Annotated in this window: 21 protein-coding genes and 1 pseudogene; 9 read left to right on the forward strand and 13 right to left on the reverse strand. The window is 63.1% G+C overall.

The features are described from left to right. Nucleotides 1-12 precede the first annotated feature (12 nt). The 5 genes from truA (at nt 13) to ABN482_RS07800 (ending at nt 5,208) form a co-directional block, all read left to right on the forward strand. Complete coding sequence (gene truA, locus ABN482_RS07780; protein WP_349503450.1) at nt 13-813, forward strand: tRNA pseudouridine(38-40) synthase TruA; 801 nt, start codon at nt 13-15, stop codon at nt 811-813. 137 nt (nt 814-950) lie between these two features. After that, a complete protein-coding gene (locus ABN482_RS07785) occupies nt 951-2,045 on the forward strand; it encodes a TRAP transporter substrate-binding protein (RefSeq protein WP_349503451.1) in 1,095 nt (364 codons plus the stop codon). Nucleotides 2,046-2,152: 107 nt separating this feature from the next. Then, a complete protein-coding gene (locus tag ABN482_RS07790; RefSeq protein ID WP_349503452.1) occupies nt 2,153-2,794 on the forward strand; it encodes a TRAP transporter small permease subunit in 642 nt (213 codons plus the stop codon). A gap of 21 nt (nt 2,795-2,815) precedes the next feature. After that, complete coding sequence (locus tag ABN482_RS07795) at nt 2,816-4,495, forward strand: TRAP transporter large permease (protein WP_349503453.1); 1,680 nt, start codon at nt 2,816-2,818, stop codon at nt 4,493-4,495. Then, complete coding sequence (locus tag ABN482_RS07800; RefSeq protein ID WP_349503454.1) at nt 4,495-5,208, forward strand: phosphoribosylanthranilate isomerase; 714 nt, start codon at nt 4,495-4,497, stop codon at nt 5,206-5,208. The genes ABN482_RS07795 and ABN482_RS07800 overlap by 1 nt, the downstream gene beginning before the upstream one ends. Before the next feature lie 73 nt (nt 5,209-5,281). Here the strand turns inward: ABN482_RS07800 and ABN482_RS07805 are convergent, their stop codons facing one another. From ABN482_RS07805 to ABN482_RS07820, 4 genes are all read right to left on the reverse strand, one after another. Beyond that, nucleotides 5,282-6,106, reverse strand: a complete 825-nt coding sequence (locus tag ABN482_RS07805; protein WP_349503455.1) for a M48 family metallopeptidase — start codon at nt 6,104-6,106, stop codon at nt 5,282-5,284. Then, complete coding sequence (gene aroC, locus ABN482_RS07810; RefSeq protein ID WP_349503456.1) at nt 6,099-7,172, reverse strand: chorismate synthase; 1,074 nt, start codon at nt 7,170-7,172, stop codon at nt 6,099-6,101. The genes ABN482_RS07805 and aroC overlap by 8 nt, the downstream gene beginning before the upstream one ends. 77 nt (nt 7,173-7,249) lie before the next feature. After that, a complete protein-coding gene (locus ABN482_RS07815; protein WP_349503457.1) occupies nt 7,250-8,776 on the reverse strand; it encodes a protein adenylyltransferase SelO in 1,527 nt (508 codons plus the stop codon). Further along, nucleotides 8,773-9,177, reverse strand: coding sequence for a DUF2069 domain-containing protein (locus ABN482_RS07820; RefSeq protein ID WP_349503458.1), 405 nt, complete (start codon nt 9,175-9,177; stop codon nt 8,773-8,775). The genes ABN482_RS07815 and ABN482_RS07820 overlap by 4 nt, the downstream gene beginning before the upstream one ends. A gap of 19 nt (nt 9,178-9,196) precedes the next feature. On the opposite strand from ABN482_RS07820, the gene ABN482_RS07825 reads away from it, so the two are divergent. Together ABN482_RS07825 and ABN482_RS07830 are read left to right on the forward strand one after the other, a co-directional pair. Beyond that, nucleotides 9,197-10,462 (forward strand): YihY family inner membrane protein, encoded by a 1,266-nt coding sequence (locus tag ABN482_RS07825; RefSeq protein ID WP_349503459.1) that lies wholly within the window; start codon nt 9,197-9,199, stop codon nt 10,460-10,462. Nucleotides 10,463-10,519: 57 nt separating this feature from the next. Further along, the gene (locus ABN482_RS07830) at nt 10,520-10,975 is read left to right on the forward strand and encodes a CBS domain-containing protein (RefSeq protein ID WP_109061821.1); all 456 of its coding nucleotides are present in this window, start codon (nt 10,520-10,522) and stop codon (nt 10,973-10,975) included. Here the strand turns inward: ABN482_RS07830 and dusA are convergent. After that, on the reverse strand, nt 10,933-11,910 hold the full coding sequence (gene dusA, locus ABN482_RS07835) for a tRNA dihydrouridine(20/20a) synthase DusA (RefSeq protein ID WP_349503496.1): 978 nt from the start codon (nt 11,908-11,910) through the stop codon (nt 10,933-10,935). The two genes, ABN482_RS07830 and dusA, sit on opposite strands and share 43 nt — an antisense overlap. Nucleotides 11,911-12,217: 307 nt before the next feature. Between dusA and ABN482_RS07840 the strand changes: the two genes are divergently transcribed. Then, on the forward strand, nt 12,218-13,186 hold the full coding sequence (locus tag ABN482_RS07840) for a homoserine kinase (protein ID WP_349503460.1): 969 nt from the start codon (nt 12,218-12,220) through the stop codon (nt 13,184-13,186). A 29-nt stretch (nt 13,187-13,215) separates the two neighbouring features. Beyond that, complete coding sequence (locus ABN482_RS07845; protein ID WP_349503461.1) at nt 13,216-13,998, forward strand: BPSS1780 family membrane protein; 783 nt, start codon at nt 13,216-13,218, stop codon at nt 13,996-13,998. A 39-nt stretch (nt 13,999-14,037) separates the two neighbouring features. Here the strand turns inward: ABN482_RS07845 and ABN482_RS16475 are convergent. The 8 genes and pseudogenes from ABN482_RS16475 to ABN482_RS07880 all read right to left on the reverse strand — a co-directional run. Beyond that, nucleotides 14,038-14,268, reverse strand: a pseudogene (locus tag ABN482_RS16475) (DUF192 domain-containing protein); the annotation flags it as partial. After that, a complete protein-coding gene (locus ABN482_RS07850; protein WP_349503462.1) occupies nt 14,261-15,163 on the reverse strand; it encodes a type II secretion system F family protein in 903 nt (300 codons plus the stop codon). The gene ABN482_RS07850 and the pseudogene ABN482_RS16475, both read right to left, overlap by 8 nt. A 75-nt stretch (nt 15,164-15,238) precedes the next feature. After that, nucleotides 15,239-16,123, reverse strand: coding sequence for a type II secretion system F family protein (locus tag ABN482_RS07855; protein WP_349503463.1), 885 nt, complete (start codon nt 16,121-16,123; stop codon nt 15,239-15,241). Beyond that, entirely contained in the window at nt 16,075-17,943 is a 1,869-nt protein-coding gene (locus tag ABN482_RS07860; protein ID WP_349503464.1) for a TadA family conjugal transfer-associated ATPase, read from the reverse strand. Before ABN482_RS07860 ends, ABN482_RS07855 begins: the two co-directional genes overlap by 49 nt. Beyond that, the gene (locus ABN482_RS07865) at nt 17,936-19,408 is read right to left on the reverse strand and encodes a type II and III secretion system protein family protein (RefSeq protein ID WP_349503465.1); all 1,473 of its coding nucleotides are present in this window, start codon (nt 19,406-19,408) and stop codon (nt 17,936-17,938) included. Before ABN482_RS07865 ends, ABN482_RS07860 begins: the two co-directional genes overlap by 8 nt. Then, nucleotides 19,389-20,405: a Flp pilus assembly protein CpaB gene (cpaB, locus tag ABN482_RS07870; protein ID WP_349503466.1), complete on the reverse strand. Its 1,017-nt coding sequence runs from the start codon at nt 20,403-20,405 to the stop codon at nt 19,389-19,391. The genes ABN482_RS07865 and cpaB overlap by 20 nt, the downstream gene beginning before the upstream one ends. Beyond that, on the reverse strand, nt 20,402-21,100 hold the full coding sequence (locus ABN482_RS07875; RefSeq protein ID WP_349503467.1) for a hypothetical protein: 699 nt from the start codon (nt 21,098-21,100) through the stop codon (nt 20,402-20,404). The genes cpaB and ABN482_RS07875 overlap by 4 nt, the downstream gene beginning before the upstream one ends. Next, a complete protein-coding gene (locus tag ABN482_RS07880) occupies nt 21,097-21,729 on the reverse strand; it encodes a hypothetical protein (RefSeq protein ID WP_349503468.1) in 633 nt (210 codons plus the stop codon). The genes ABN482_RS07875 and ABN482_RS07880 overlap by 4 nt, the downstream gene beginning before the upstream one ends. Nucleotides 21,730-21,777: the final 48 nt, after the last annotated feature.

Genomic DNA, 21,777 nt, shown 5'->3' on the forward strand with positions numbered 1-21,777 from the left:
TCTGCACACAGCATGCGCATCGCATTGGGTATCGCCTATGACGGCAGGCCGTGGCAAGGCTGGCAGACACAGCCTCACGGCCGCACAGTCCAGGATACCCTGCTGAGCGCACTGCAGGCTTTCGCGCACCATCCTGTCGAACTGATCTGCGCCGGCCGGACCGATACCGGCGTACATGCCGTCGGTCAGGTCGTGCACCTGGATACACCACTCGACAGGCGCATGGAATCCTGGGTACGCGGCCTCAATGCCCATCTGCCCGACAGTGTGGCCGTGCTATGGGCACAGGTTGTTGCGCCCGATTTCCATGCCCGCTTCTCGGCCCAGTCGCGTACCTATCATTATGTACTGCACCAGTCCCGGGTGCGTTCGCCGCTCTGGGCCGGCCGGGCCGGCTGGGCCTTCCGCCCGCTCGATATCGAGGCCATGCGCACAGCGGCCCAGGTGCTGCTGGGCACACACGACTTCAGCAGCTTTCGCTCATCCCAATGCCAGGCGGCACACCCGGTGCGCACCATGCATCAGCTCGACATCGAGTCGCGCGGCGAGCGCGACCAGTGGGTCGTGCTGACGTTCCGGGCCAATGCCTTCCTGCATCACATGGTGCGCAATATCGTCGGTGCCCTGGTCCTGATCGGCCAGGGACGCCAGCAGATGGACATGGCTGAATTACTGGCCGCCCGCGACCGGACCCGCGCCGCCCCCACCTTCGCAGCCGACGGACTGTACCTGGCTGCCGCAGAATACCCCCGTGAATTCGGCCTGCCCGAACAAGACGCAGATGCCTCGCTGCTGCCCCTGATTGGCTGCTGAAAAATACTGCAGAGCGTATCTGACTGGCGTTTTCTAGGGAAAACGATAGCGCTGAATTTTCTCATTTTCTCCGTAGAATTACGTACGAGGCTTGCAAACACCTCGATAACAATACTTACTATTCGCGGAGATATTCCATGCAACGACGCTCGTTCCTCAAGCAGGCGGTCATCGGTGGGGCCGCCGCCGGCAGCGCCACACTCGCAGCTCCCGTATTTGCACAGGACAGTCCGGCCCTCAACTGGCGCCTGGCCTCCAGCTTTCCCCGCAGTGCCGATGCCATCTACAACGGCAGCGTCAACTTCGCCAAATACGTGGCCGAAGCCACCGATGGCAAATTCAATATCCGCGTCTTCCCTGCCGGCGAGATCCTGCCGGCCCTGCAGGTCCTGGACGGCGTCCAGAATGGCACCATCGAGTGCGGCCATACCGCCTCCTATTATTACTACGGCAAGGATCCCATTCTGTGCTTCGACGGTGCCGTGCCATTCGGGCTGAACACCCGCCAGATGAATGCCTGGATGCGCCACGGCGATGGCCTGAAACTGCTGCGCGCCGTCTTCGACAAGTACAACATCGTCAACTTCCCCTGCGGTGCCACGGGTGCGCAGATGGGCGGCTGGTTTCGCAAGGAAATCAATTCCGTCGCTGACCTGCAGGGGCTCAAGTTCCGCTCCAGCGCATTCGCCGGCGCGGTGCTCTCACGGCTCGGCGTCGTCCCGCAGCAGATCGCCGGCGGCGATATCTACCCCGCGCTGGAAAAAGGCACCATCGATGCGGCCGAATGGATCGGTCCCTACGACGATGAAAAACTCGGCTTCAACCGGGTGGCCCCCTACTACTACTTTCCGGGCTGGTGGGAAGGCACGCTGCAAGTCTCGCTGTACGTCAACAAGGATGCCTACGCCACGCTGCCCAAGCGCTACCAGGACATCATCAACCAGGCCACGGCCACGGCCACGCTCGACATGCTGGCCACCTACGACGCCGAGAACCCGGCCGCCCTGCGCCGCCTGATTGCCCAGGGTGCCAAGCTCAAGTCATTCCCGCGCGACGTGATGGACGCCTGCTATCGCGAAGCGAATGCACTCTATGCGGAACTGGCGGCCAAGGACCCCGCCTTCAAGGAAATCCTCGATAACTACACCACCTTCCGCGACGAACTGGTGCCCTGGTTCCGCGTATCGGAAGGCAGCTTCGACCAGTTCATGGCCGCCGTCACACGGCGTTGAGCACATCAGCTAAAATAACGCCCCTGCCTGCTGGCCGCACTGCGGCAGGCCTGGGCGCCTGAAGCTGTGGCCGCCCCGCCATCCTTCCATCCGAACGGACCCTCGCCATGCAAGCCTTACTTGCCCTTTCCCGGCTGATCGACGGAATCAACCTGCGTGTCGGCCGTGCCGTCATCTGGCTGACCCTGCTCATGGCCATCGTCAGCGCATCCAATGCCGTCGTGCGCAAGACACTGCACATCAGCTCCAACGCCTGGCTGGAGCTGCAATGGTATATGTTCGGTGCCATCTTCCTGCTGGCAGCCGGCTACACCCTGCTCAAGAATGAACACGTGCGCGTGGATGTCCTGGCCCAGCGGCTGAGCCGCCGCACCCAGATCAAGATCGAGATCTTCGGCGTCCTGTTCTTCCTGCTGCCAGCCTGCCTGCTGGTACTGTGGCTGTCGTGGCCCATGTTCATCGAATCCTTAATCAAACACGAGCAGTCATCCAACACGGGAGGCCTGATCCGCTGGCCAGTCAAACTGCTGATCCCGGTCGGTTTCCTGCTGCTGGTCCTGGCAGGCATCTCACACCTGATCAAGTGCATAGGCTACCTGCAAGGCCTGTGCGCTGATCCGTTGGCGCGCGAACAGGCCAAAACGGCAGAAGAAGCGCTGGCCGATGAAATCGCCCGCGAGGCGCTCGAGCGCGACGGCACCCCGGCCTCTTCGGCAGTCGAAGCCCAGTCGGGCCGCCCCCAGCAGTAACATCACGGGACAACGACCATCATGGAATTCCTGATCGCCAATCTCGCACCCGTCATGTTCCTGACGCTGGTGTTTTTCCTGCTGCTCGGCTTTCCAGTCGCTTTTGCGCTGGCGGCCAACGGTATCCTCTACGGCCTGGTCGGCATCGAACTGGGCCTGCTGACCCCGGCCCTGTTCCAGGCCTTGCCACAACGCATTTTCGGCATCGTTGCCAACGACACCCTGCTGGCCGTGCCCTTCTTTACACTGATGGGCCTGATCCTCGAACGCTCGGGCATGGCCGAAGACCTGCTCGAAACCATCGGCCAACTGTTCGGCTCGATCCGGGGCGGCCTGGCCGTGGCCGTGGTCGTGGTCGGCACCATGCTGGCCGCCACCACGGGCGTGGTATCGGCCTCGGTGATTTCGATGGGTCTGATCTCGCTGCCCATCATGTTGCGATACGGCTATGACCGCAAGCTGGCAACCGGTGTCATTGCCGCATCCGGCACGCTGTCGCAGATCATCCCGCCGTCGCTGGTCCTGATCATCCTGGCTGACCAGCTCGGCCGCTCGGTGGGCGACATGTACCGAGGCGCGATCATTCCGGGCTTCCTGCTGGCAGGCAGCTACATCGTCTACGTCCTCATCGTCGCCTGGCTGCGTCCACAGAACGCACCGGCCATGCCACCTGAAGCACGAGATTTCCACGAACCCAACGGTCACAGCGGCATCCGTTCACTGGTCGTGCTGATGCTGTTTTCGGTCGCCGTCTCCTGGTTCATCAGCGGTCATCTCAACGACGAAACCTCGCCCATCGACGAAAAAATCGTGATCGGCATCCTGATCTGGGGCGTCACGGCACTCATCGTCGCAGTACTCAACAAGATCCTGCGCCTGGGCATGCTCTCCAAAATCGCCGAACGGGTCACTTTCGTGATGATCCCGCCCCTGGCGCTGATCTTCCTCGTGCTGGGCACCATCTTCATCGGCGTGGCGACCCCCACCGAAGGTGGAGCCATGGGCGCGGTCGGTGCGCTGATCATGGCACTGCTGCGTCGACGCATGAGTCTGTCGCTGCTCAAGCAGGCCATGGACACCACGACCAAGCTGTCGTGCTTCGTGCTCTTCATCCTGATCGGTTCCACAATTTTCGGCCTGACCTTCCGCGCCGTGGATGGCGACCTGTGGGTCGAACATCTGCTGATCGATCTGCCGGGCGGCGAATGGGGCTTCCTGATCGTGGTCAGCATCATGGTGTTCCTGCTGGCCTTCTTCCTGGACTTCTTCGAACTGGCCTTCATCATCGTCCCCCTGCTGGGCCCGGTGGCCGACAAGATGGGGATCGACCTGATCTGGTTTGGCGTACTGATCGCGGTCAACATGCAGACTTCGTTCATGCATCCGCCATTCGGATTCGCACTGTTCTACCTGCGCTCGGTGGCACCACGTGACGACTATCGGGACAGGGTCACGGGACAGATGATTCCCAAGGTCACCACAGGCCAGATCTACTGGGGCTCCGTACCTTTCATCGGCATCCAGTTGCTGATGGTCATCGCCGTCATGGTCTTCCCCGGCATGGTCATGCACTACAAGGCCGAACTGACGGACGTAGATCCCTCGACGGTGCAGATCGATGTAGGCACGGCCTATGGCGACGACGACATCTACGGCTACGGCAGCGATGACAATGCCGATCCCGGCGCAGGTTTCCAGTAATGTCACCAGGCTCGCCGTCCGCCACGCAACCCGCCCTCTCTGCGACCGCAGGAGGGCAACGCACCCGCATCAAAATATGCGGGCTGACACGCGAAGCGGATATCGACACCGCAGTACAGGCGGGTGCCGATGCCCTCGGCTTCGTCTTCTTCGCAGCCAGCCAGCGCTACGTTTCGCCGGATCGGGCCGCACAATTGCGACGCCGGATACCGGCCTTCGTGGATGTCGTGGCCCTGTTCGTCAACGCCGACACGGCACTGGTACGCGAAGTGCAGGACAAGGTAGCGCCCGAACTGCTGCAATTTCATGGCGACGAAACGCCCGAGGCATGCCAGCGCCATAACCAGCGTTTCCTGCGAGCCTTTCGCATTGGCGGGCCGGCCCTGCCGGATGCGGCTGCCGTAGTAGCCACCTGCCAGCATTGGGAAGCAGCCAGCGCCTGGCTGTTCGACAGCGACAGCAGGGGGTACGGTGGCAGCGGCCATGGCTTTGATCACAGTCTGCTGGATACTGTCATCACCCTGCCTGCTGCACGCCCCATCATTCTGGCGGGTGGCCTGAACCCGGGCAACGTCAGCCAGGCCATCGCACGCACGCGGCCCTGGGCCGTGGATGTCAGCAGTGGTGTGGAATCCGCACCGGGCGAGAAATCAGCAGCCAGTATTCAGGCATTCTGCCAGGCAGTCCGGGCTGCAGACAGCCTGACTGACTGATCCTCAGGGCGCACCGACCCTCATTTTTCAGTGAACGAGCCGCAGAGCCAGGCAATGCCTGGCTCCCTGAGAATCAACGCCTGGCCGCGTCGTACAGCGGCATCACCTGGGCGGCAGCCTGCTGCAGGTCTGCCGAACGGCTGGCCGGCGACGGATGGGTGGAGAGGAACTCGGGCTGCCCACCGCCCCCGGCCTGGGCCATTTTCTGCCACAGCGTGACGGCCGCACGCGGATCATAGCCGGCACGTGCAGCCAACTCCACCCCCATGCGATCGGCCTCGGTCTCATGCTCCCGGCTGTTGGGCAGGGCAAACATCACGTTGGTCAGCGAACTGCCGAGATCGGCCGTCGCCTTTGAGCCCGTCACGGCCGCCAGGATGGTCAGGCCGACGTTGGTGACCATCTGCTGCGAGACCCGCTCGCGCGCATGCTCGCGCAGCGCATGGGCAATCTCATGACCCAGCACGGCCGCCAATTCGGCATCGGTCGGCTTGATCTTGTCCAGCAACCCTGTATAGACGGCAATCTTGCCGCCCGGCATGCACCAGGCATTGATTTCGTCCGAGGAAATGACATGCACCTCCCAGGGCCAGTTGACAGACTCCGGACGGAAAACACCGGCCTGCGCCACCAGCTTGTTGGTGATGGCCTGGACCCGCTTTAGCTGGCTGGCATTGCGATCAAGCTTGCCCTGCGTACGGGCCTGAGCGATCACCTGCTCGTATTGCGTCTCCGCCTCCTGCCGCAACTGTGACTCGGGCACCATGCTCGACATGTATTGCGTGCGATTGATGCCGATGGCACCCGATTGGGTCGTCTGCACACCCGCGCACGCCGTCAGGGCCAGCACGCCTACAACCCCGGCCCCGCGCAACAGCATGGCAAGCCGGCTACGCATCTTCGCGCTCCCCGCACTGCCCGCGATGCAGCAGGGCATGGTCGGCCAGCACCAGCGCCAGCAGGGATTCTGCAATGGGTGCCGCACGGATGCCCACGCAGGGATCATGGCGCCCCAGCGTCTGCACCACGGCAGGTTCGCCGGCCCGATTGACCGAACGTCGCTCGACCCGGATGCTGGACGTCGGCTTGATGGCCAGCGACACGGTGATCGGCTGCCCACTCGAAATGCCGCCCAGGATGCCGCCTGCATGATTGCTCAGGAAGCCTTCCGGCGTGATCTCGTCGCCATGCTCGCTGCCGCGCTGGGCAATGCTCTCGAAGCCGGCCCCGATCGACACGCCCTTGACCGCATTCAGGCCCATCATGGCATAGGCGATATCGGCATCCAGGCGATCATAGATGGGCTCGCCCAGTCCTACCGGGATCTGCTCGGCCACGACCTCGATGCGCGCCCCGATGGAATCACCATCCCTGCGCAAGGCATCCATGTAGTCTTCCAGTTCGGGGATCACATCGGCATTGGGCGCATAGAACGGATTCTGCTCGACAAAATCCCACGACTGGAAAGGAATGCGGATCGGTCCGAGCTGGCTCATGTAGGCACGGATCACCGTGCCGTACCGCAGGGCCAGCCACTTGCGGGCAATCGCGCCAGCGGCGACCGTCGGTGCCGTCAGGCGTGCCGAAGAACGGCCACCACCGCGCGGATCGCGCACACCGAACTTGTGCCAGTAGGTGTAGTCGGCGTGCCCGGGGCGAAAACTATCGGCAATCGAGGCATAGTCCTTGCTGCGCGCATCGGTATTGCGGATCAGCAGGCCAATCGGCGTACCCGTGGTCACGCCTTCGAACACGCCGGAGAGAATTTCGACCTGATCCGCTTCCTGGCGCTGCGTAACGTGGCGGGAAGTACCCGGACGACGGCGGTCGAGCTGTGCCTGGATATCCTCGACCGTCAGCGGCATGCCCGGAGGACAGCCGTCCACCACGCAGCCAATGGCCGGGCCATGGGATTCGCCAAAGTTGCTTACACGGAACAAGGTACCGAACGTACTGCCAGCCATACGGGAACACCCCAGCAAGAAGCGGCCTGAGGCCGAGAGTCAGATCAATCGAAAAAGGATGGAGAGATTATATCTACTCATGACGAACAACTGACCGACAGTCCCCCTGCCCAGTCCGGTGGCGGCCCGGCATACTGTTCATGGCCAGGCAGGGCGTCAAACGGATGGGCCAGCAGTCGCATCAGCCGGTCGATTTCACTCGTATCTCCGGCCTGGGCCTGTCGGATCGCCTGCTCTGCCATGTAGTTGCGCAGCACATAGAGCGGATTGACCCGATTCATGGCCACAGCCCGCTCGGCATCCGGCCTGCCGTCCCGGGCCAGGCGCTGGCGGTAGCGTGCCAGCCAGTGCCGGGCGGGCTCACGGTCGGCAAAATGGTCATCCCAGGGCTGCCCAGCATCACTGGTCAGAAGCGGTTTGTTGCCCGGTTCGCCTGCCGCGACATCGGCCAGCCGCCGGAAGGTCAGTGTAAAGTCGGCCTGCTGGCGGTGCATCAGCTTCCACAGATCATCGAGCAGCGCATCGTCGCCAGCCTCGCCATCCCAGTCCTGCAGGCCGAGCTTGGCTGCCATGCGCTGCTGGAATGCCGACATGAAGGCGGTTTCGTATGTGCCCAACGCGTCGCGCAGCGCGGCCTCGTCTTCCACCAGCGGAAACAGTGCATTGGCCAGCCGCAGCAGGTTCCATTGCGCCACTGCAGGCTGGGCATGCCAGGCATAGCGTCCCTGAGTATCTGAATGATTGCAGACATGCCGGATATCGAAGCCATCCATGAAGCCATAGGGACCATAGTCCAGCGTCAGGCCCAGGATGGACATGTTGTCCGTGTTCATCACACCATGACAGAACCCGACTGATTGCCAGGCAGCCATCAGTTCACCGGTGCGTCGTGATACCTGTCGCAGCAGGGCCAGTACAGGCCCGGCCCGACCCGCCTCGTCGCGGCATGATGGATAGAAGCGATCGATCACATAATCCGTCAGCGTCGCCAGCAGATCGGGACGCCGTTGTGCAGCCCAGTGTTCGAACGATCCAAAGCGGATGAAACTGGGTGCCAACCGCAACACGATCGCCGCCGTCTCGGGCGTTTCCCGCTGCACAGTATTGCTGCCACCCACCAGTGCCAGCGCACGCGTCGTCGGAATACCCAGCCCGTGCATGGCCTCGGACGCCAGATACTCGCGCACCGACGAACGCAACACGGCACGGCCATCGCCCATGCGGGAATACGGCGTGCGCCCGGCCCCCTTGAGCTGCAATTCGCAGCCCCCGTCAGGACCATCGACCTCACCCAGAAGATGGGCCCGACCATCCCCCAGTTGCCCGGCCCAGACACCGAACTGATGGCCGCTGTAGACTGCCGCCAGGCAATCGCCGCCCGGCCAGGGCGCTGCGCCCGACACGGCATCCAGGAAAGCCGGCGTCTGCAATGCCGCAGGAGACAGCCCCAGGCAGCTCCGGGCCGCAGCGGCATTGGCATGCAGCAGGACGGGATCGGTCAGCGGCTGTGGCGGCAGACGTGTATAGAACGCATCCGGCAGACCCGCAAAGCTGTTGACCATGTGCAGGTCCTGCAACGAAGTCGCCAGGGAAACAGCGCTCATACGCCCTCCTCTTTCTGCATCCGCTGTCGTGCCCGCGCCGCCTTCTTGGCTGGCCGGACGTAGAAAATCGCGCAGAAGAAAAATCCGACCGACAGTGCCAGTTCGATCCAGGCCAGTGCAATCGACGGTCCTGGCGGATCGCTCATGACCCGCACCACGGCCTCCATGACATACAACAGAATCAGCATCGACGCCCACTGATAGGTATAGAGGTTGCCACGCGCCACGCCGCGCAGCGGGAAAGCCAGCGGCAGGGCCTTGAGGAACAGCCACGAGCCGCCCGGCCGAATCGGGGCCAGCACGGTTTCCCAGAGCACGCACAGCACGATCAGCGCCAGCAGGCAGAAGGTCGCGCCCTGGCGCAGACGGGGATTGAGACGAGGGTTGAGTTCATGATCCATAGTCTCTATTATCGCCTGCATGACGACCACAAAAACAGACGCCCCTGCTTCGCACCGCACGGCCCACCGATTGGCGCACCTGCGCCAGGGGTTGCGGTTCGCCCTGGCGCGCATCGACGAAGCCCGCCTGACCCAGGTGGCCTCCAGCCTGACCTTCACGACCGTGCTGGCGATCGTGCCGCTGCTGGCCGTGGTGCTGTCGCTGTTTACGGCCTTTCCGCTGTTCCAGCAGTTCCAGGTGGCGCTAGAGGAATTCCTGACGCACAACCTGATGCCCGAGATCGTCTCGGGCAATATCATGGCCTACCTCAACCAGTTCGCCCAGCAGGCTTCGCGCCTGACGGCGATCGGGGGTATTTTCCTGATGGTCACGTCCGTGATGCTGATGATGACCATCGATACGGTCCTCAACGATATCTGGCACGTGCGTCGGCAGCGGCCCTTGACCCAGCGGATACTGGTCTACTGGGCCATCCTGTCGCTGGGCCCGGTACTGCTCGGTGCCAGCCTGTGGGTCACGGCGGTACTGGCACGCGAATCGCTCGGTCTGGTCGGCGAACTGCCGTTCGGCACCGAGATCGCCCTCAAGGCCATTCCTCTGCTGCTGGCCGGCTTTGCCTTTGCGGCGCTGTTCGTGGTCGTGCCCAACCGTACCGTCAGCTGGCGCGACGGCCTGATGGGCGGCTTCGGCACCGCCATCGTGCTCGAACTGATGAAAACCGGCTTTGCCGCCTACCTGACGCGCTTCCCCTCCTATACCGTCATCTACGGTGCCTTCGCCATCGTGCCGATCTTCCTGCTGTGGATCTATCTTTCCTGGCTGACGGTCCTGTTCGGTGCGCTGATCACCGCCAACATTCCCGCCGTGCGCACCGGCCGCTGGCGTCACCAGCACCAGATCGGCGCAGCCATGGTGCAATCGGTTGCCGTTCTGCGGGCGCTGATGCAGGCCCGCCAGGCCCCCGAAGTCGGCCTGACCCTGGCCTCGCTGAGCCAGTCCCTGCAACTGTATCCGGTCGATGTGCAGGAGCGGCTGGAACAGTTGGCAGCGCTGAACTACGTGACGCATATCCAGGAAGATGGCAAGGATCGCTGGGCGCTGGTCTGCGACCCGGGCACGACCACGCTGGGACCGCTGTTCGACCGCCTGCTGCTGGCACGTCACCAGCCGGCGCTCGCCCGCGACCCGGCACTCCGAAACGCCCTGGCCGGCTATCTTGCAGATCCGCCACACGAGCCGCCACTGGACGAGATTATGCGGTCCGGCACACACACGGTCACGTAAAAACTGACATAATGTAAGCTGGTTCGTCGTACGCAGTCTTGCCGGAAGGGCATCATCATGTTGAAAGTCAGCGAAATTCTCAGAGTCAAGGGTGACATCCTCTTCACCGCCCACCCGGATGCGCCGGTGCAGCAGGCCGTCATCACCATGAGCGAAAACGACGTCGGCTCCCTGGTCATCATGGAGTCGGGCCAACTGGTGGGTCTGCTGACATTCCGCGAAGTCATCCGCTACCTGCATACCAGCGGCGGCGAGATCGGCAGCACGACCATCCGCAGCATCATGGACGACGCGCCGGTCAGCGTCACGCCCAATACCTCGGTAGAAGAAGTACAGCGGATCATGCTCGAAATGCGGGCCCGCTACGTTCCCGTGCTCGACGGCCCCACGCTGCTGGGCGTCATCTCGTTCTACGACATGGCACAGGCGCTGGCCAAGGCCGACAAGTTCGAAAACAAGATGCTCAAGGCCTATATCCGCGCCTGGCCCAACGACAGCGCCCCGAACGCCTGACGCAGCAATTCCGGCTCATTGCGCGACAGCAGAGCTGCATCCGACAGCATCTGGCGCCAGCGGCGTGCACCCGGCACGCCCGACATCATATCCAGCATCGGCCGGGCCACGAAGCGCAAGGGCACGCCCCGCGCAACCTGGCGACCGGCATAGGCCATCATGGCCTCGATCACGGCTTCATCATCCGGCACCGGCACGGACGGATCCAATACCTGCTGCAATGCCGACAGGATGCGCGGCTGGTGCCAGGCGGCCCGCCCCAGCATGATGCCATCGAAAGCCGCCAAGTGTGCCGTGGCTGCGTCGACCTCCACAATCCCGCCATTGAGCACAATGGTGCAATCGGGAAAGTCGGCCTTGAGCTGCAGCGCCACGTCATAGCGCAATGGCGGGATGTCGCGGTTTTCCTTGGGTGACAATCCTTTCAGAACGGCATTGCGCGCATGCACGATGAACACCCGGCAGCCGACATCATGCAGCGTCCCGACGAAGTCGCGGACAAAGCCATACGCCACGCCATCGTCCAGGCCGATCCGGTGCTTGACCGTGACCGGCACCGAGACGGCGTCCTGCATGGCCCGCACACAGTCGGCCACCAGTTTCGGCTCTGCCATGAGGCAGGCCCCGAATGCCCCCTTCTGCACACGCTCCGATGGGCAGCCGCAGTTCAGGTTGATTTCATCGTACCCCCAGCGCTCGCCCAGCTTCGCTGCCTTGGCCAGGTCCGCCGGCTCACTGCCCCCCAGTTGCAGGGCCACGGGATGCTCTTCTTCGCTGAAATCGAGATGACGGGCCGCATCGCCGTACAGCAGCGCCCCCGTGGTCACCATTTCGGTATAGACCCGCGCCGCAGGAGCCAGCAGGCGATGAAAAAAGCGGCAATGCCGGTCGGTCACATCCAGCAAGGGTGCTACGCACAGCGCCCAGGGACGCATGGCGGGCAACGGGGAATGTCCGTGATGCGAGCCGACGGTTTCCAGGGAAGCCGGCACGCTGGCGGCAGATGTTTCAGGGTGGGAATCTTGCATGGTCATGACGTGCAAATGGTTCAGCCAACGAGGCTGGAACCGAAAAACAGAAGTCGCCGGCAAACCGACACTGCGCATTATGGCGTATTTGACTGCCATCCGCCCGCTTGCCATTCCCCCAAACCGGCTAGAATGTGAAGTTTCCCAGCCACGGGCCATGCCTGTCCGCACGGCTGCCACTCCGACAGTCTCACGATTCACCACGACCTGAGCCATGGCCGTATTCACCACCATTACCGACGACGATGCCCGCCAGTTGCTGGCCGATTACGACATCGGGAGTCTGGTCTCCCTGCGCGGCATTACCGCCGGCATCGAAAACACCAACTATTTCCTGAATACGACGCGCGGTGAATACGTCCTGACCATTTTCGAGGTCCTGACGCACCAGCAGTTGCCTTTCTACATCGAACTGATGCATCACCTGGCACAACGCGGCATTCCGGTGCCCTCGCCCCAGACCCGCCTCGATGGTGCCCGCATCGGTACGCTGCACGGCAAGCCCAGCGCCATCGTCTCGCGCCTGCCCGGTGGCTACGAACCCGAGCCTGGCATCGACCATTGCCGACTGATCGGTGCCACGCTCGCTCGGGCACACATGGCCTCAGCCGATTTCGAGCTGAGCCAGCCCAACCTGCGTGGTCTGGCGTGGTGGACACACACGGTACCCAGCGTCCTGCTCTTTCTGACACCGGATCAGTCCGCCATGCTGCAGGATGAACTGGCCCATCAGCAACAGCTTGATGCCAGCCCGGCATGGCAGTCACTGCCACTGGGGCCAGCCCATTGCGACCTGTTCCGGGACAATGTACTGTTCGCCGGCACGAACGAAGACCCGCACATGGGCGGCATCATCGATTTCTATTTTGCCGGCTGTGATCGCTGGCTGTTTGATGTCGCCGTCGCCGTCAACGACTGGTGCATTCATCGCAACAATGGCCAGCTCAAACCCGAACTGGTCCAGGCCTGGCTGCAGGCCTATGCCAGCGTACGGCCCTTCACGGCCGCCGAGCGCGAAGCCTGGCCGCACATGCTGCGCGCCGCTGCCCTGCGTTTCTGGATCTCGCGGCTGTACGATTTTTACTTGCCGCGTCCCGCGCAGACGCTCAAGCCCCACGACCCGCGCCACTTCGAACGCGTGCTGCAACTGCGGCGCAGCGAAGTCGTCCCGGCCCTGCCCTGAACCTGTGTGAACAGACCCTAGCCCATCATATGCAAGCTGCTTCTCTTCCCGCACGCTACGGCTGGCACTGGATCCGTACCGGTTACGCACTGGTCATGCGCCAGCCCATGCCCATGCTCAGTCTGTCGGTGCTGATCAGCCTGATGCTGCTGCTCGCCCAGCTCACGCCACCGTTCGGGCCGGCCATCTTCATTATCCTGATTCCCGCCATCACCGCCGTCACGCTCGGTGCCTGCCGGCGCATTGCCCAGGGCGAGGGCATGGCGCTCTCCGATTGGAATCTACCTCTCAAGGAACCCGGTGTCCTCAAGCGACTGCTGATGATGGGCATCCTCTACATTGCACTGGGCCTGGCGGGTGGTGTGCTGATTTTCCTGCCTTTCATGGATAACCTGGCGACAGTGGTCGATTCGCTGGCACCCGATTCCGACATCACGCCCTTGCTGCAGGCGCTGCGTACCCCCGTCCTGCTGTTTGCCGGCTATTACCTGCTGTTATCGGCACTGTTCTGGCAGGCCCCTGCACTGGTGCTCTGGCACAGGGTTGCCCTGCTGCAGTCGCTCTTCTTTTCGTGGATCGCCTGCTGGCGCAACAAGCTGCCGCTGTTCCTGTATGGCCTGTGCTGGGCCGCCCTGTTCCTGGGCGTGGACCTGCTGCTGTCGCTGCTGCTGGGAGCGGGCATTCCGGTCCAGATCCTCGGCATGCTGCAGGCGCCGCTGATGGTATTCCTGAGCGCTGTGCTGTACTGCAGTTTTTATGCGATCTATACGGACATCTTTGAACGGCCCGTCAGCGAGGACGCCGCCGCGTAACTCCAGCACGCCATATGCGCCCCGGCATCCGCGTATCCGCCCAGGCAGAACGCGGATGTCGATCCGCAATATCCGACCATCACGGTCCAGGAAAACCAGATCAAGCCGATAACGCATACCCCAGGTGTGCACGGCCTGACAAGGCTGCAGCCAGAGCATTTCATCTCGCCTCAGCGGCTTGCGCCCCAACAGGCCGCATAGCCGCTCATGCCAGCGCCATGCCTTGCGTATCTGCCATGGTCGCTCCAATTGCCCAGCCTGCTCAACCATACGCCTGCATCAAACGCACCGCCACCGGAAACCCCAGTACCAGAAAGGTACATGGAAAAATGCACAGCACCAGCGGCAACAGCATCTTGACCGGCGCTTCAAGAGCCTGCTGCTCGGCAGCCAGAAAACGCTCCTGCCTGCGCTGGGTGGCCTGCGCCTCCAGGACGGGCCCCAGTCCCGACCCCATGGTTTCTGCCTGCAACAGTGCCGCCACCAGCGCCTGTATCCCCGGTGTGCCCGTGCGATCGGCCATGGCCTGCAAGGCCTGCTGGCGTGACATGCCGGCCCGCATGTCCCCCAGGGCGTGCTTGAGTTCCTCCTTCAAAGGTCCCGCCAGCCCACGTTGAGCCGCCTGCTGCAACGCACCCGCCAGATTCAATCCGGCCGTGACGCACAGCACCGTCATATCCAGCATGAACGGCAACTGCCTCGCCATCAGGCGCTGCCGCCGCACCACCTGATCCCGCAACCATAGCCAGGGATAGGCCGCAGCCAACAACATGGCCAGTACTGCCAGAACGACGTGCATTGCCGTCTCCAATCCCGGCCACAGGAGACAGGCCAGCCACACATAGCCTGCGCCCCCGAGAACCCCGACCATGCATTGCACACCCACCAGCCACTCGGCATCAATCCGGTCCTGCAGTCCGGCCCGCAGCAACAGCCGAGCCAGGCGACGTCGTGTCTGCCAGGACAGCAGCGGGTAGACGACACGGCTGCAGGTGTGTATCCAGGGCAGCAACCAGCGACCCCTTCTGTGGCCCCCCGAGCCTTGGGAAAAACGCTTTCCTGTCGCACCCGTCTCCGGCTGCCTGTGCCATACCGGCCCCAGCAACAGGCGGACAATGGCGCAGACCGAGACCAGCGCCGCCCCCGTTCCAATGACAGCCCACATCACCATCCTCCCATGTCAAACTCGTCTTTCTTCACCACACACGTCATTCGCACGCTTGTACAGAGGCTGGACGACTCAGACATCAATCCGGACAATCCTGAGCACCAGGAGCATCCCGACCGTCTCCAGTACGGCCAGCACCCCCAGCACCAGCCACCCCATGGGGGTGTGCCAGAGCACCGCCATGATATCCGGCTCCATGTGGTCCAGGACCCAGAGCAGCAAGAGCGGCAGGCTACCGACGATCCACGCCTGCATCCGTCCCTGAGCCGTCAGCGCACGAATACGTCCTTGCAGATACAGGCGGGCCCGCAAGGTCGCCGCCATCTGCTCCAGGATGCCTGCCAGATTGCCGCCTGTCTGTCCCGCCACACGCAGGGCGGCCACCACCAGTCCGGTCGATTCGGTGGGCATGCGCTGTTCCAGTTGCGCCAGGGCCTCGTCAAACCCTGTGCCCAGACGCTGCTGACGCAGCAGCAAGCCCAGTTCCTGAGCCAAAGGTACAGGTGCCTGCATGGCAATATGACGCAGTGCCAGCGGCACACTGGCCCCGGCACGCAAGGCACCCGCCAATGACAGCAGCGCATCGGGCCACTGCGCATCGAACCGCAGCAGGCGGCGCTGACGCATTTTGTGCAGCAGCAGCGTCGGCAGTGCCAGCCCGACCGCGCCCGACAGGCACAGCAACCACAGAGATCCACTCAGCAACCATGCGGCCACGCAAAGCAGGCCGGTCACCGCCAATGTCAGATGCCATAGTTGCGCAGGCTCCAGGAAAAGGAAAAAATCAGTCAGTCGTGTCTGGCTATAACGGGCCAGCATCGCCTGATAGCGCCAGGCCGCCTGCCGGACCAGATACGCCAGCAACCAGGCCATCAGCGCCACCGCGCAGACCGTCAACACCATGGCGCTCAGCATGCGTGTCCCGCCTCCGGACTGGCTGACTGCTGTGTGAACCATTCAGGCTGTACCTCAATGCCGCGCTGCCGCCAGGACTCCATGAAAACAGGCATCAGACCGCACCCCTGAAATACACCACCCCGTACGGCAGGACGATAGGCAAACAGCTCCTGCAACTGCACGGTGCCACTCTCCAGCCCGCAGACTTCAACAATCGACGTAATGCAGCGCTGTCCGCCCGGCAAACGACTCTGCTGGATGATCAGATCGATACTGGCGGCGATGTGCTCCCGGATGGCCTGCAGGGGCAGGTCCATGCCGGCCATCAGGATCATCGTCTCCAGCCGGGCCAATGCATCGCGTGGCGTATTCGCATGCAGGGTGGTCATCGATCCTTCGTGACCGGTATTCATGGCCGCCAGCATATCGAAGGCCTCTGCGCCCCGACATTCCCCGACGACAATGCGATCCGGGCGCATCCGCAGCGCATTGCGCACCAGTTCGCGGATGGAAATCTGCCCGTTGCCCTCCTGGTTGGGAGGACGCGCCTCCAGGGACACCAGATGGCTGTGAGCCAGCCGCAGTTCTGCCGCATCCTCGATGGTCACGATCCGTTCCGCTTCGGGAATGGCCCCCGCCAGTACATTGAGCAGGGTGGTCTTGCCCGACCCGGTGCCACCGGCAATGAGAATATTGGTGCGCTGACACACACAACTCTCAAGAAAGCGCGCCATCCAGCCATCCAGAGAGCCCCCCGCGACCAGATCGGCCATGGCGGGACGGCGCAGCGGAAACTTCCGTATTGTCAGGCAGGCACCACGCAATGCCACCGGAGCCACGATGGCATGCACACGCGAACCATCCGGCAAGCGGGCATCGACCATCGGAGAACTCTCATCGATACGCCTGCCCAACGGCGACACGATACGCTCGATCACTCCCAGCACCGCCTGCTCGCTGCTGAAGCAGGCCGCATCGCGCATGAGACGCCCCTGTCTTTCGACATAGATTTCATCATGCCGGTTGACCATGATTTCACTGACGCCTGGATCCTGCAGCAATGCCTCCAGCACGCCCAGACCCACGGCTTCATCCACGACCGCACGACAAAGCCCTTCCCGGTCGAGCCCCGGCGGCAGATCGTCCACTGCCGCCACGATATCGTGCATCAGCAGCAGCGCCTCGGCGCGCAACCGCTCATCGCTCATCCCGGTCACATCACGTCGCCTGGGATCCAGGCCGTCCAGCAATGCGGCATGCAGACGCCTGCGCAAGGCCGCATCAGGTCTGATTTGCAACGCAGAAGAAGATGCTGATGCTGATGGTGAAAATGATGATGCAGTGTCTGCAGTCGTTGCAAAGCCCGCTGTGGGCTGCACCTGTGACACGCACGCAGGCATTTCAGGACGGCCAGACACACCCTCTGCATGCACACCTCCAGCCCCTCGCCCTGCAACCTTTGTTGTCGGTACAGCACTGGAGGTCGAATCGACTTCATGCCCATCCACCACATGCCCGGACTCATGCACCTTGGCCGACATATCGCCGGGCAGATCAACGCCGAGATTGTCCAGGTCAGCCCCACGAGCACGACGCACCGTCATCAGGCATGGTCCAACAATGATTTCATCATCGGGTTCTAGGGGCCCATAGCGCACCATGCGCTGGCCATTGACCTGCGTTCCGGCCAGCGAACCGAGATCCTCCAGCACGATCTCGCCGTCATCCAGCACCAGCCGGGCATGCTGCCGGGCCATGCGCCAGTGGCGAATCCGGACATGGCACGCCTGGCTGCGCCCGATCAACAACGGTGGCCGCAGCCGCATCACCTGGCGGTGGCCATTCTCGAACTGCATTTGGAGTTCCAGTTCTTCAGCCATGCTCAGCTCCTTCCTGTTGCCATTGCGAGCCTCGACCCTCATAGGGCTGCCAGCGCAAAGGGTCGGCCCCTTCCTGTGTCGCATCTGATTCCCGATGCCGTACCGGTGTGTTCAGGCGCAAAGGAGCCGGAAAGGCGCTATCCAGAATTTCACGCCCCTGCCGCACTCTGGCCTGCATGTCGGGATGCGCCTGATCCACCACCACCGGCGTGACAAAGATCGCCAGCTCGGTTTCGCGGCGTTGCACACGATTGGCGCGGAACAGGTTGCCCAACAGAGGGACATTGCCCAGACCCGGCACCTGATCCCGATCAGAAGCATGTTCCCTGGACACGAATCCACCCAGTACCAGGGTCTGCCCGGAACGGACATTGAACTCGGTCGCGGCACGTCGCATTTTCATGGCAGGCCCTCCTGCCAGCGTCAGGCTGGCATCGACGGAACTGACTTCGACCTCGATCTGTGACCGTACTGCGCCGTTGCGATCCACACGCGGCGTAATGGCCAGCGATACGCCATATGGCTTGAAAATCGTCGTCGTATTGCCATTGGAATCGACCGAGGCATAAGGCACTTCACCGCCAGCCAGGAAGCTGGCAGTCGTGCCACTACGGGCCAGCAGTTGCGGCTGAGCCAGCACCACTGCTTCGCCTTGCTGTGCCAGCGCATGCAATCTGGCCGAGAGCAGCGCATTCATGCCGAAATAACCTGCCACGCCGCGCACCGGATAAGGTGCCTGGACAACCGCCTCACCCGGTCGCTCATGCAGTTGGCCGGATGCCAGTGGATCCCACGCCATGCCGGCCTGCAGGCCGCCCTCGGTATTGGCATCCCAGCGTACACCCAGATCCCTGAGTGCCGAGCGCGGCACCTCGATGACCTGGACATCCAGCAGGACCATCTGATCCCAGCCGACTGTCGCCGTCAGATCGAGAATCTGCGGATAGCGCCGTCCGAGCAGATCGATACGCGCCTGGTCGGCATCGGACAGGTTGTCTCCTTCGACGACCAGCTTGTCACCCACGGAACGTGTCCGGACATTCGGCATACCCTCCAGCAAGGCGGCCAGCTCATGCTGGATCTCGCGGGTATCGGCTGGCAATACCCGGATCCGATAGCCTTGCAATGTACCGCCCTCCGTCCAGAGATGCAGGGAAGAACTGCCGGGTCGCTTGCCGAACAGCAGGACTTCCCTGCGATCGGCGGCCATGGCATGCACGACTTCGCCATCGCCGACCGCGACACGACCAATATCGGTCGCCGGCAAGACTCGCGTCTCACCTACCTGGATCACGATTTCCGTCCCCTGCTGACCAGACGTTGCAGCCTGTGCCACGGCAGCAGGCAGCACCGCCCCCCCAAGACTGCACAGCATCAATTGCGCGAGCCAGCGCATCCACCGTCCCGCCACCTGCTGATCCACCCGAGCTCTTGTTCGGTCCGCACTATTGCTGATTGCTTTCATCGTCTTGCTGCTCCTCATCGTTCCATGCCGGTTCTGCCGCTGCATCGAGCAAGGCATCGCGTACTTCCTGCCAGGCACTGGCCACCTGATCGGGCAGCGGTGCCTCGAAAGCCCCACTGCGCTGGGATACGCCGTTTTCCACGGATTGCACGGCCCCTGCTGCGGTAGTGCTCTGTCGCCTGCTGCTGTTGCCATAGATCACATCCACCTGCCGACTGCGCTGCGGCACGGGTGCCTGTATCCCCAGAAGTGCGGCCAGGCTGCCCCGTGCTGCAGCGGGCGATAACGTCCGATCAGACGGATGGCGCAACACGGCTGTCAGGCGTCCTGCCTGGCGCGCCGCCACCAGCCTGACCGCATCCTCGGGCGCGACATCCAGCGTGACGGTCGAATAGGCTGACTCGTGCCCATCCGCTCCTGCCTCGACAGCAGAAGCGCTCCCGGCCTCCTGACGCCCGGTCGCCATGATCGACACGCCCTGCAGCAAAGGGGCGGTGACTGGCCGACGCTGATACTCGAAGGACACATACAGGTCGATCAGATCCCCGGCAGCCAGCATGCCAGACATGGAATTGAGCTGATCAACCGCCATCGTGATCGCCCGCCGACCGGTCGCCACCCGTCCGGACAGCGACACAGCCGATACCGGCTTCACATGCAATGCCATGACGGGATCGCCCCGGCGCACAGGATGTGCCAATAGCTGGCCTTCTAGACGGCCAAAGTCCTGCGCAGCCAGTGCCTCGGTCGTTCGCCATGCTGCAGGCACCTGACGCACGGCCAGATGATCCGCCGCCAGCCGCAGACCCGGCGCAAGATCGTGTGCCGCCACGATGATGCCGACATGTGGCACCTGTGCCGCGGCTTCCAATTGCATGACCCGCTCGCCGATATGCTCGCGCACCGCCCAGGCTGCCCCCAGGCCGCACAGCACGGCCATCAGCCACAGCCACACGCTGCGGTTCAGATACCAGCGTGATACATGCCCAGTACTCATTCCGGCCTCCGTATCCAGTGCACCATCCAGCCACTGCCGGCCTCGAAAGGCACCATCAGCACGGCCAGTCCGGTCTCGCCACGTCGCCAGCGGCCCAGACTATCCGACATTCCTTCCTCGACCTGCCAGCCCCGGCCCTCCAGAAGCCCCGCCAGATGCACCATGGCCGCCCCAGGAGGCAAATCATGCCGGTAAACCTGCTGGGCCATCTCCTGGCTGCCCATATCGAACAGCAACTGTCCACCCGCCTGCCTGAGCGTTTCCACTTCGGTAGAAACCTGCCGGGCAGGCGGACCGGCATCGGTTTTTGGCCACTGCCATAACGACGCCATGCCACGCGTCCGCTCGCCTTGCCCCGGCAACAGGCTGATCAATCGCTGCGCGCCCTTTGTGACACCCGACAGGCTGACCTCATCCGGCGCAACTCTGACCATGGGTGTATGACCCGGCCAATGCTGCGCCATATAGGCTACCGTGGCAGGCAGATCCAGCGGTGCCTCGAACAGTACGACCGTCAAGGGCATCCCGAACACCGGCGCATCACGCACAATTTCCTGCCGTACCGAACCCGGCGGGAATGGCCAGTTCGTCGCCCCCACGGCAACAGGCCAGCCTACCGCACCAACCAGGCAAAATCGGGAAAACCATGTCACAGCACCAGCTCGCCAGTCACGCGTGTGATCAGTGTTTTTCATGGCCTTTCTCCCGCCTTGCTGCCTGGCGACAGAAACACCGAAGGCACCTGTCCGGCCCACGGCGTCAGCCAATCAAAATCCGGCAGACTTCGCCCCCAAGCGGCATCCACCTGCTGCAGGCGTGCAGTCCAGTCCTGCCCTGCCATCCGGCTACGCCCATAGGCGTCCCCCCAGGCACTGCCTGACTCGGCGATTCGGCGTTGTGCATGCATATCATCGGCGGCATGCCCAGCACCGGCCAGAATCGCCGTCCGTCGCAGCAGGACAGCCTCATGCCCCTGCCAGGCCTGGCGCAGCGGTCGGGCCCGTACTTCTGCCATCACCAGACTGGCCTGATCCAGAGACCACTCACGCCTGAGACGCTCGGCCGCCACCAACCCATCTCCCGGTTGCTGCCATGCCCGTCCCGCTTGCGGTGCCTCGATGGCAAAACGTGCCGACGCACGGGCCGGCAGCGGGCCGGTATCTGATGAAAAATCGCTATGCTGCATGGGCCTGGCCGTAGCCATGAAGGCACCATGGCGACCAGCCTGATCTGCCTGCAAAGCCTGATCCTGCCACTCCCCCAGCAGCGCCACCGCCATCAAGACACCCCATATGGCCGGCACCACCACCAGCATCTCCGTCATCGCCTGTCCACGTTGCATCGTCTGCCCAGCCCCCTGCCGCTGACATAC

Origin of the sequence: Corticimicrobacter sp. (assembly GCF_040137905.1) — a bacterium.
Taxonomy (GTDB): domain Bacteria; phylum Pseudomonadota; class Gammaproteobacteria; order Burkholderiales; family Burkholderiaceae_B; genus Corticimicrobacter.

What these genes read in the sequence shown, in the direction of transcription:
- truA (WP_349503450.1), top strand. Translation starts at nt 13, where the DNA reads ATGCGCATCGCATTGGGTATCGCCTATGACGGCAGGCCGTGGCAAGGC.
- ABN482_RS07785 (WP_349503451.1), top strand. Translation starts at nt 951, where the DNA reads ATGCAACGACGCTCGTTCCTCAAGCAGGCGGTCATCGGTGGGGCCGCC.
- ABN482_RS07790 (WP_349503452.1), top strand. Translation starts at nt 2,153, where the DNA reads ATGCAAGCCTTACTTGCCCTTTCCCGGCTGATCGACGGAATCAACCTG.
- ABN482_RS07795 (WP_349503453.1), top strand. Translation starts at nt 2,816, where the DNA reads ATGGAATTCCTGATCGCCAATCTCGCACCCGTCATGTTCCTGACGCTG.
- ABN482_RS07800 (WP_349503454.1), top strand. Translation starts at nt 4,495, where the DNA reads ATGTCACCAGGCTCGCCGTCCGCCACGCAACCCGCCCTCTCTGCGACC.
- ABN482_RS07805 (WP_349503455.1), bottom strand. Translation starts at nt 6,106, where the DNA reads ATGCGTAGCCGGCTTGCCATGCTGTTGCGCGGGGCCGGGGTTGTAGGC.
- aroC (WP_349503456.1), bottom strand. Translation starts at nt 7,172, where the DNA reads ATGGCTGGCAGTACGTTCGGTACCTTGTTCCGTGTAAGCAACTTTGGC.
- ABN482_RS07815 (WP_349503457.1), bottom strand. Translation starts at nt 8,776, where the DNA reads ATGAGCGCTGTTTCCCTGGCGACTTCGTTGCAGGACCTGCACATGGTC.
- ABN482_RS07820 (WP_349503458.1), bottom strand. Translation starts at nt 9,177, where the DNA reads ATGGATCATGAACTCAACCCTCGTCTCAATCCCCGTCTGCGCCAGGGC.
- ABN482_RS07825 (WP_349503459.1), top strand. Translation starts at nt 9,197, where the DNA reads ATGACGACCACAAAAACAGACGCCCCTGCTTCGCACCGCACGGCCCAC.
- ABN482_RS07830 (WP_109061821.1), top strand. Translation starts at nt 10,520, where the DNA reads ATGTTGAAAGTCAGCGAAATTCTCAGAGTCAAGGGTGACATCCTCTTC.
- dusA (WP_349503496.1), bottom strand. Translation starts at nt 11,910, where the DNA reads ATGCGTCCCTGGGCGCTGTGCGTAGCACCCTTGCTGGATGTGACCGAC.
- ABN482_RS07840 (WP_349503460.1), top strand. Translation starts at nt 12,218, where the DNA reads ATGGCCGTATTCACCACCATTACCGACGACGATGCCCGCCAGTTGCTG.
- ABN482_RS07845 (WP_349503461.1), top strand. Translation starts at nt 13,216, where the DNA reads ATGCAAGCTGCTTCTCTTCCCGCACGCTACGGCTGGCACTGGATCCGT.
- ABN482_RS07850 (WP_349503462.1), bottom strand. Translation starts at nt 15,163, where the DNA reads ATGTGGGCTGTCATTGGAACGGGGGCGGCGCTGGTCTCGGTCTGCGCC.
- ABN482_RS07855 (WP_349503463.1), bottom strand. Translation starts at nt 16,123, where the DNA reads ATGGTTCACACAGCAGTCAGCCAGTCCGGAGGCGGGACACGCATGCTG.
- ABN482_RS07860 (WP_349503464.1), bottom strand. Translation starts at nt 17,943, where the DNA reads ATGGCTGAAGAACTGGAACTCCAAATGCAGTTCGAGAATGGCCACCGC.
- ABN482_RS07865 (WP_349503465.1), bottom strand. Translation starts at nt 19,408, where the DNA reads ATGAAAGCAATCAGCAATAGTGCGGACCGAACAAGAGCTCGGGTGGAT.
- cpaB (WP_349503466.1), bottom strand. Translation starts at nt 20,405, where the DNA reads ATGAGTACTGGGCATGTATCACGCTGGTATCTGAACCGCAGCGTGTGG.
- ABN482_RS07875 (WP_349503467.1), bottom strand. Translation starts at nt 21,100, where the DNA reads ATGAAAAACACTGATCACACGCGTGACTGGCGAGCTGGTGCTGTGACA.
- ABN482_RS07880 (WP_349503468.1), bottom strand. Translation starts at nt 21,729, where the DNA reads ATGACGGAGATGCTGGTGGTGGTGCCGGCCATATGGGGTGTCTTGATG.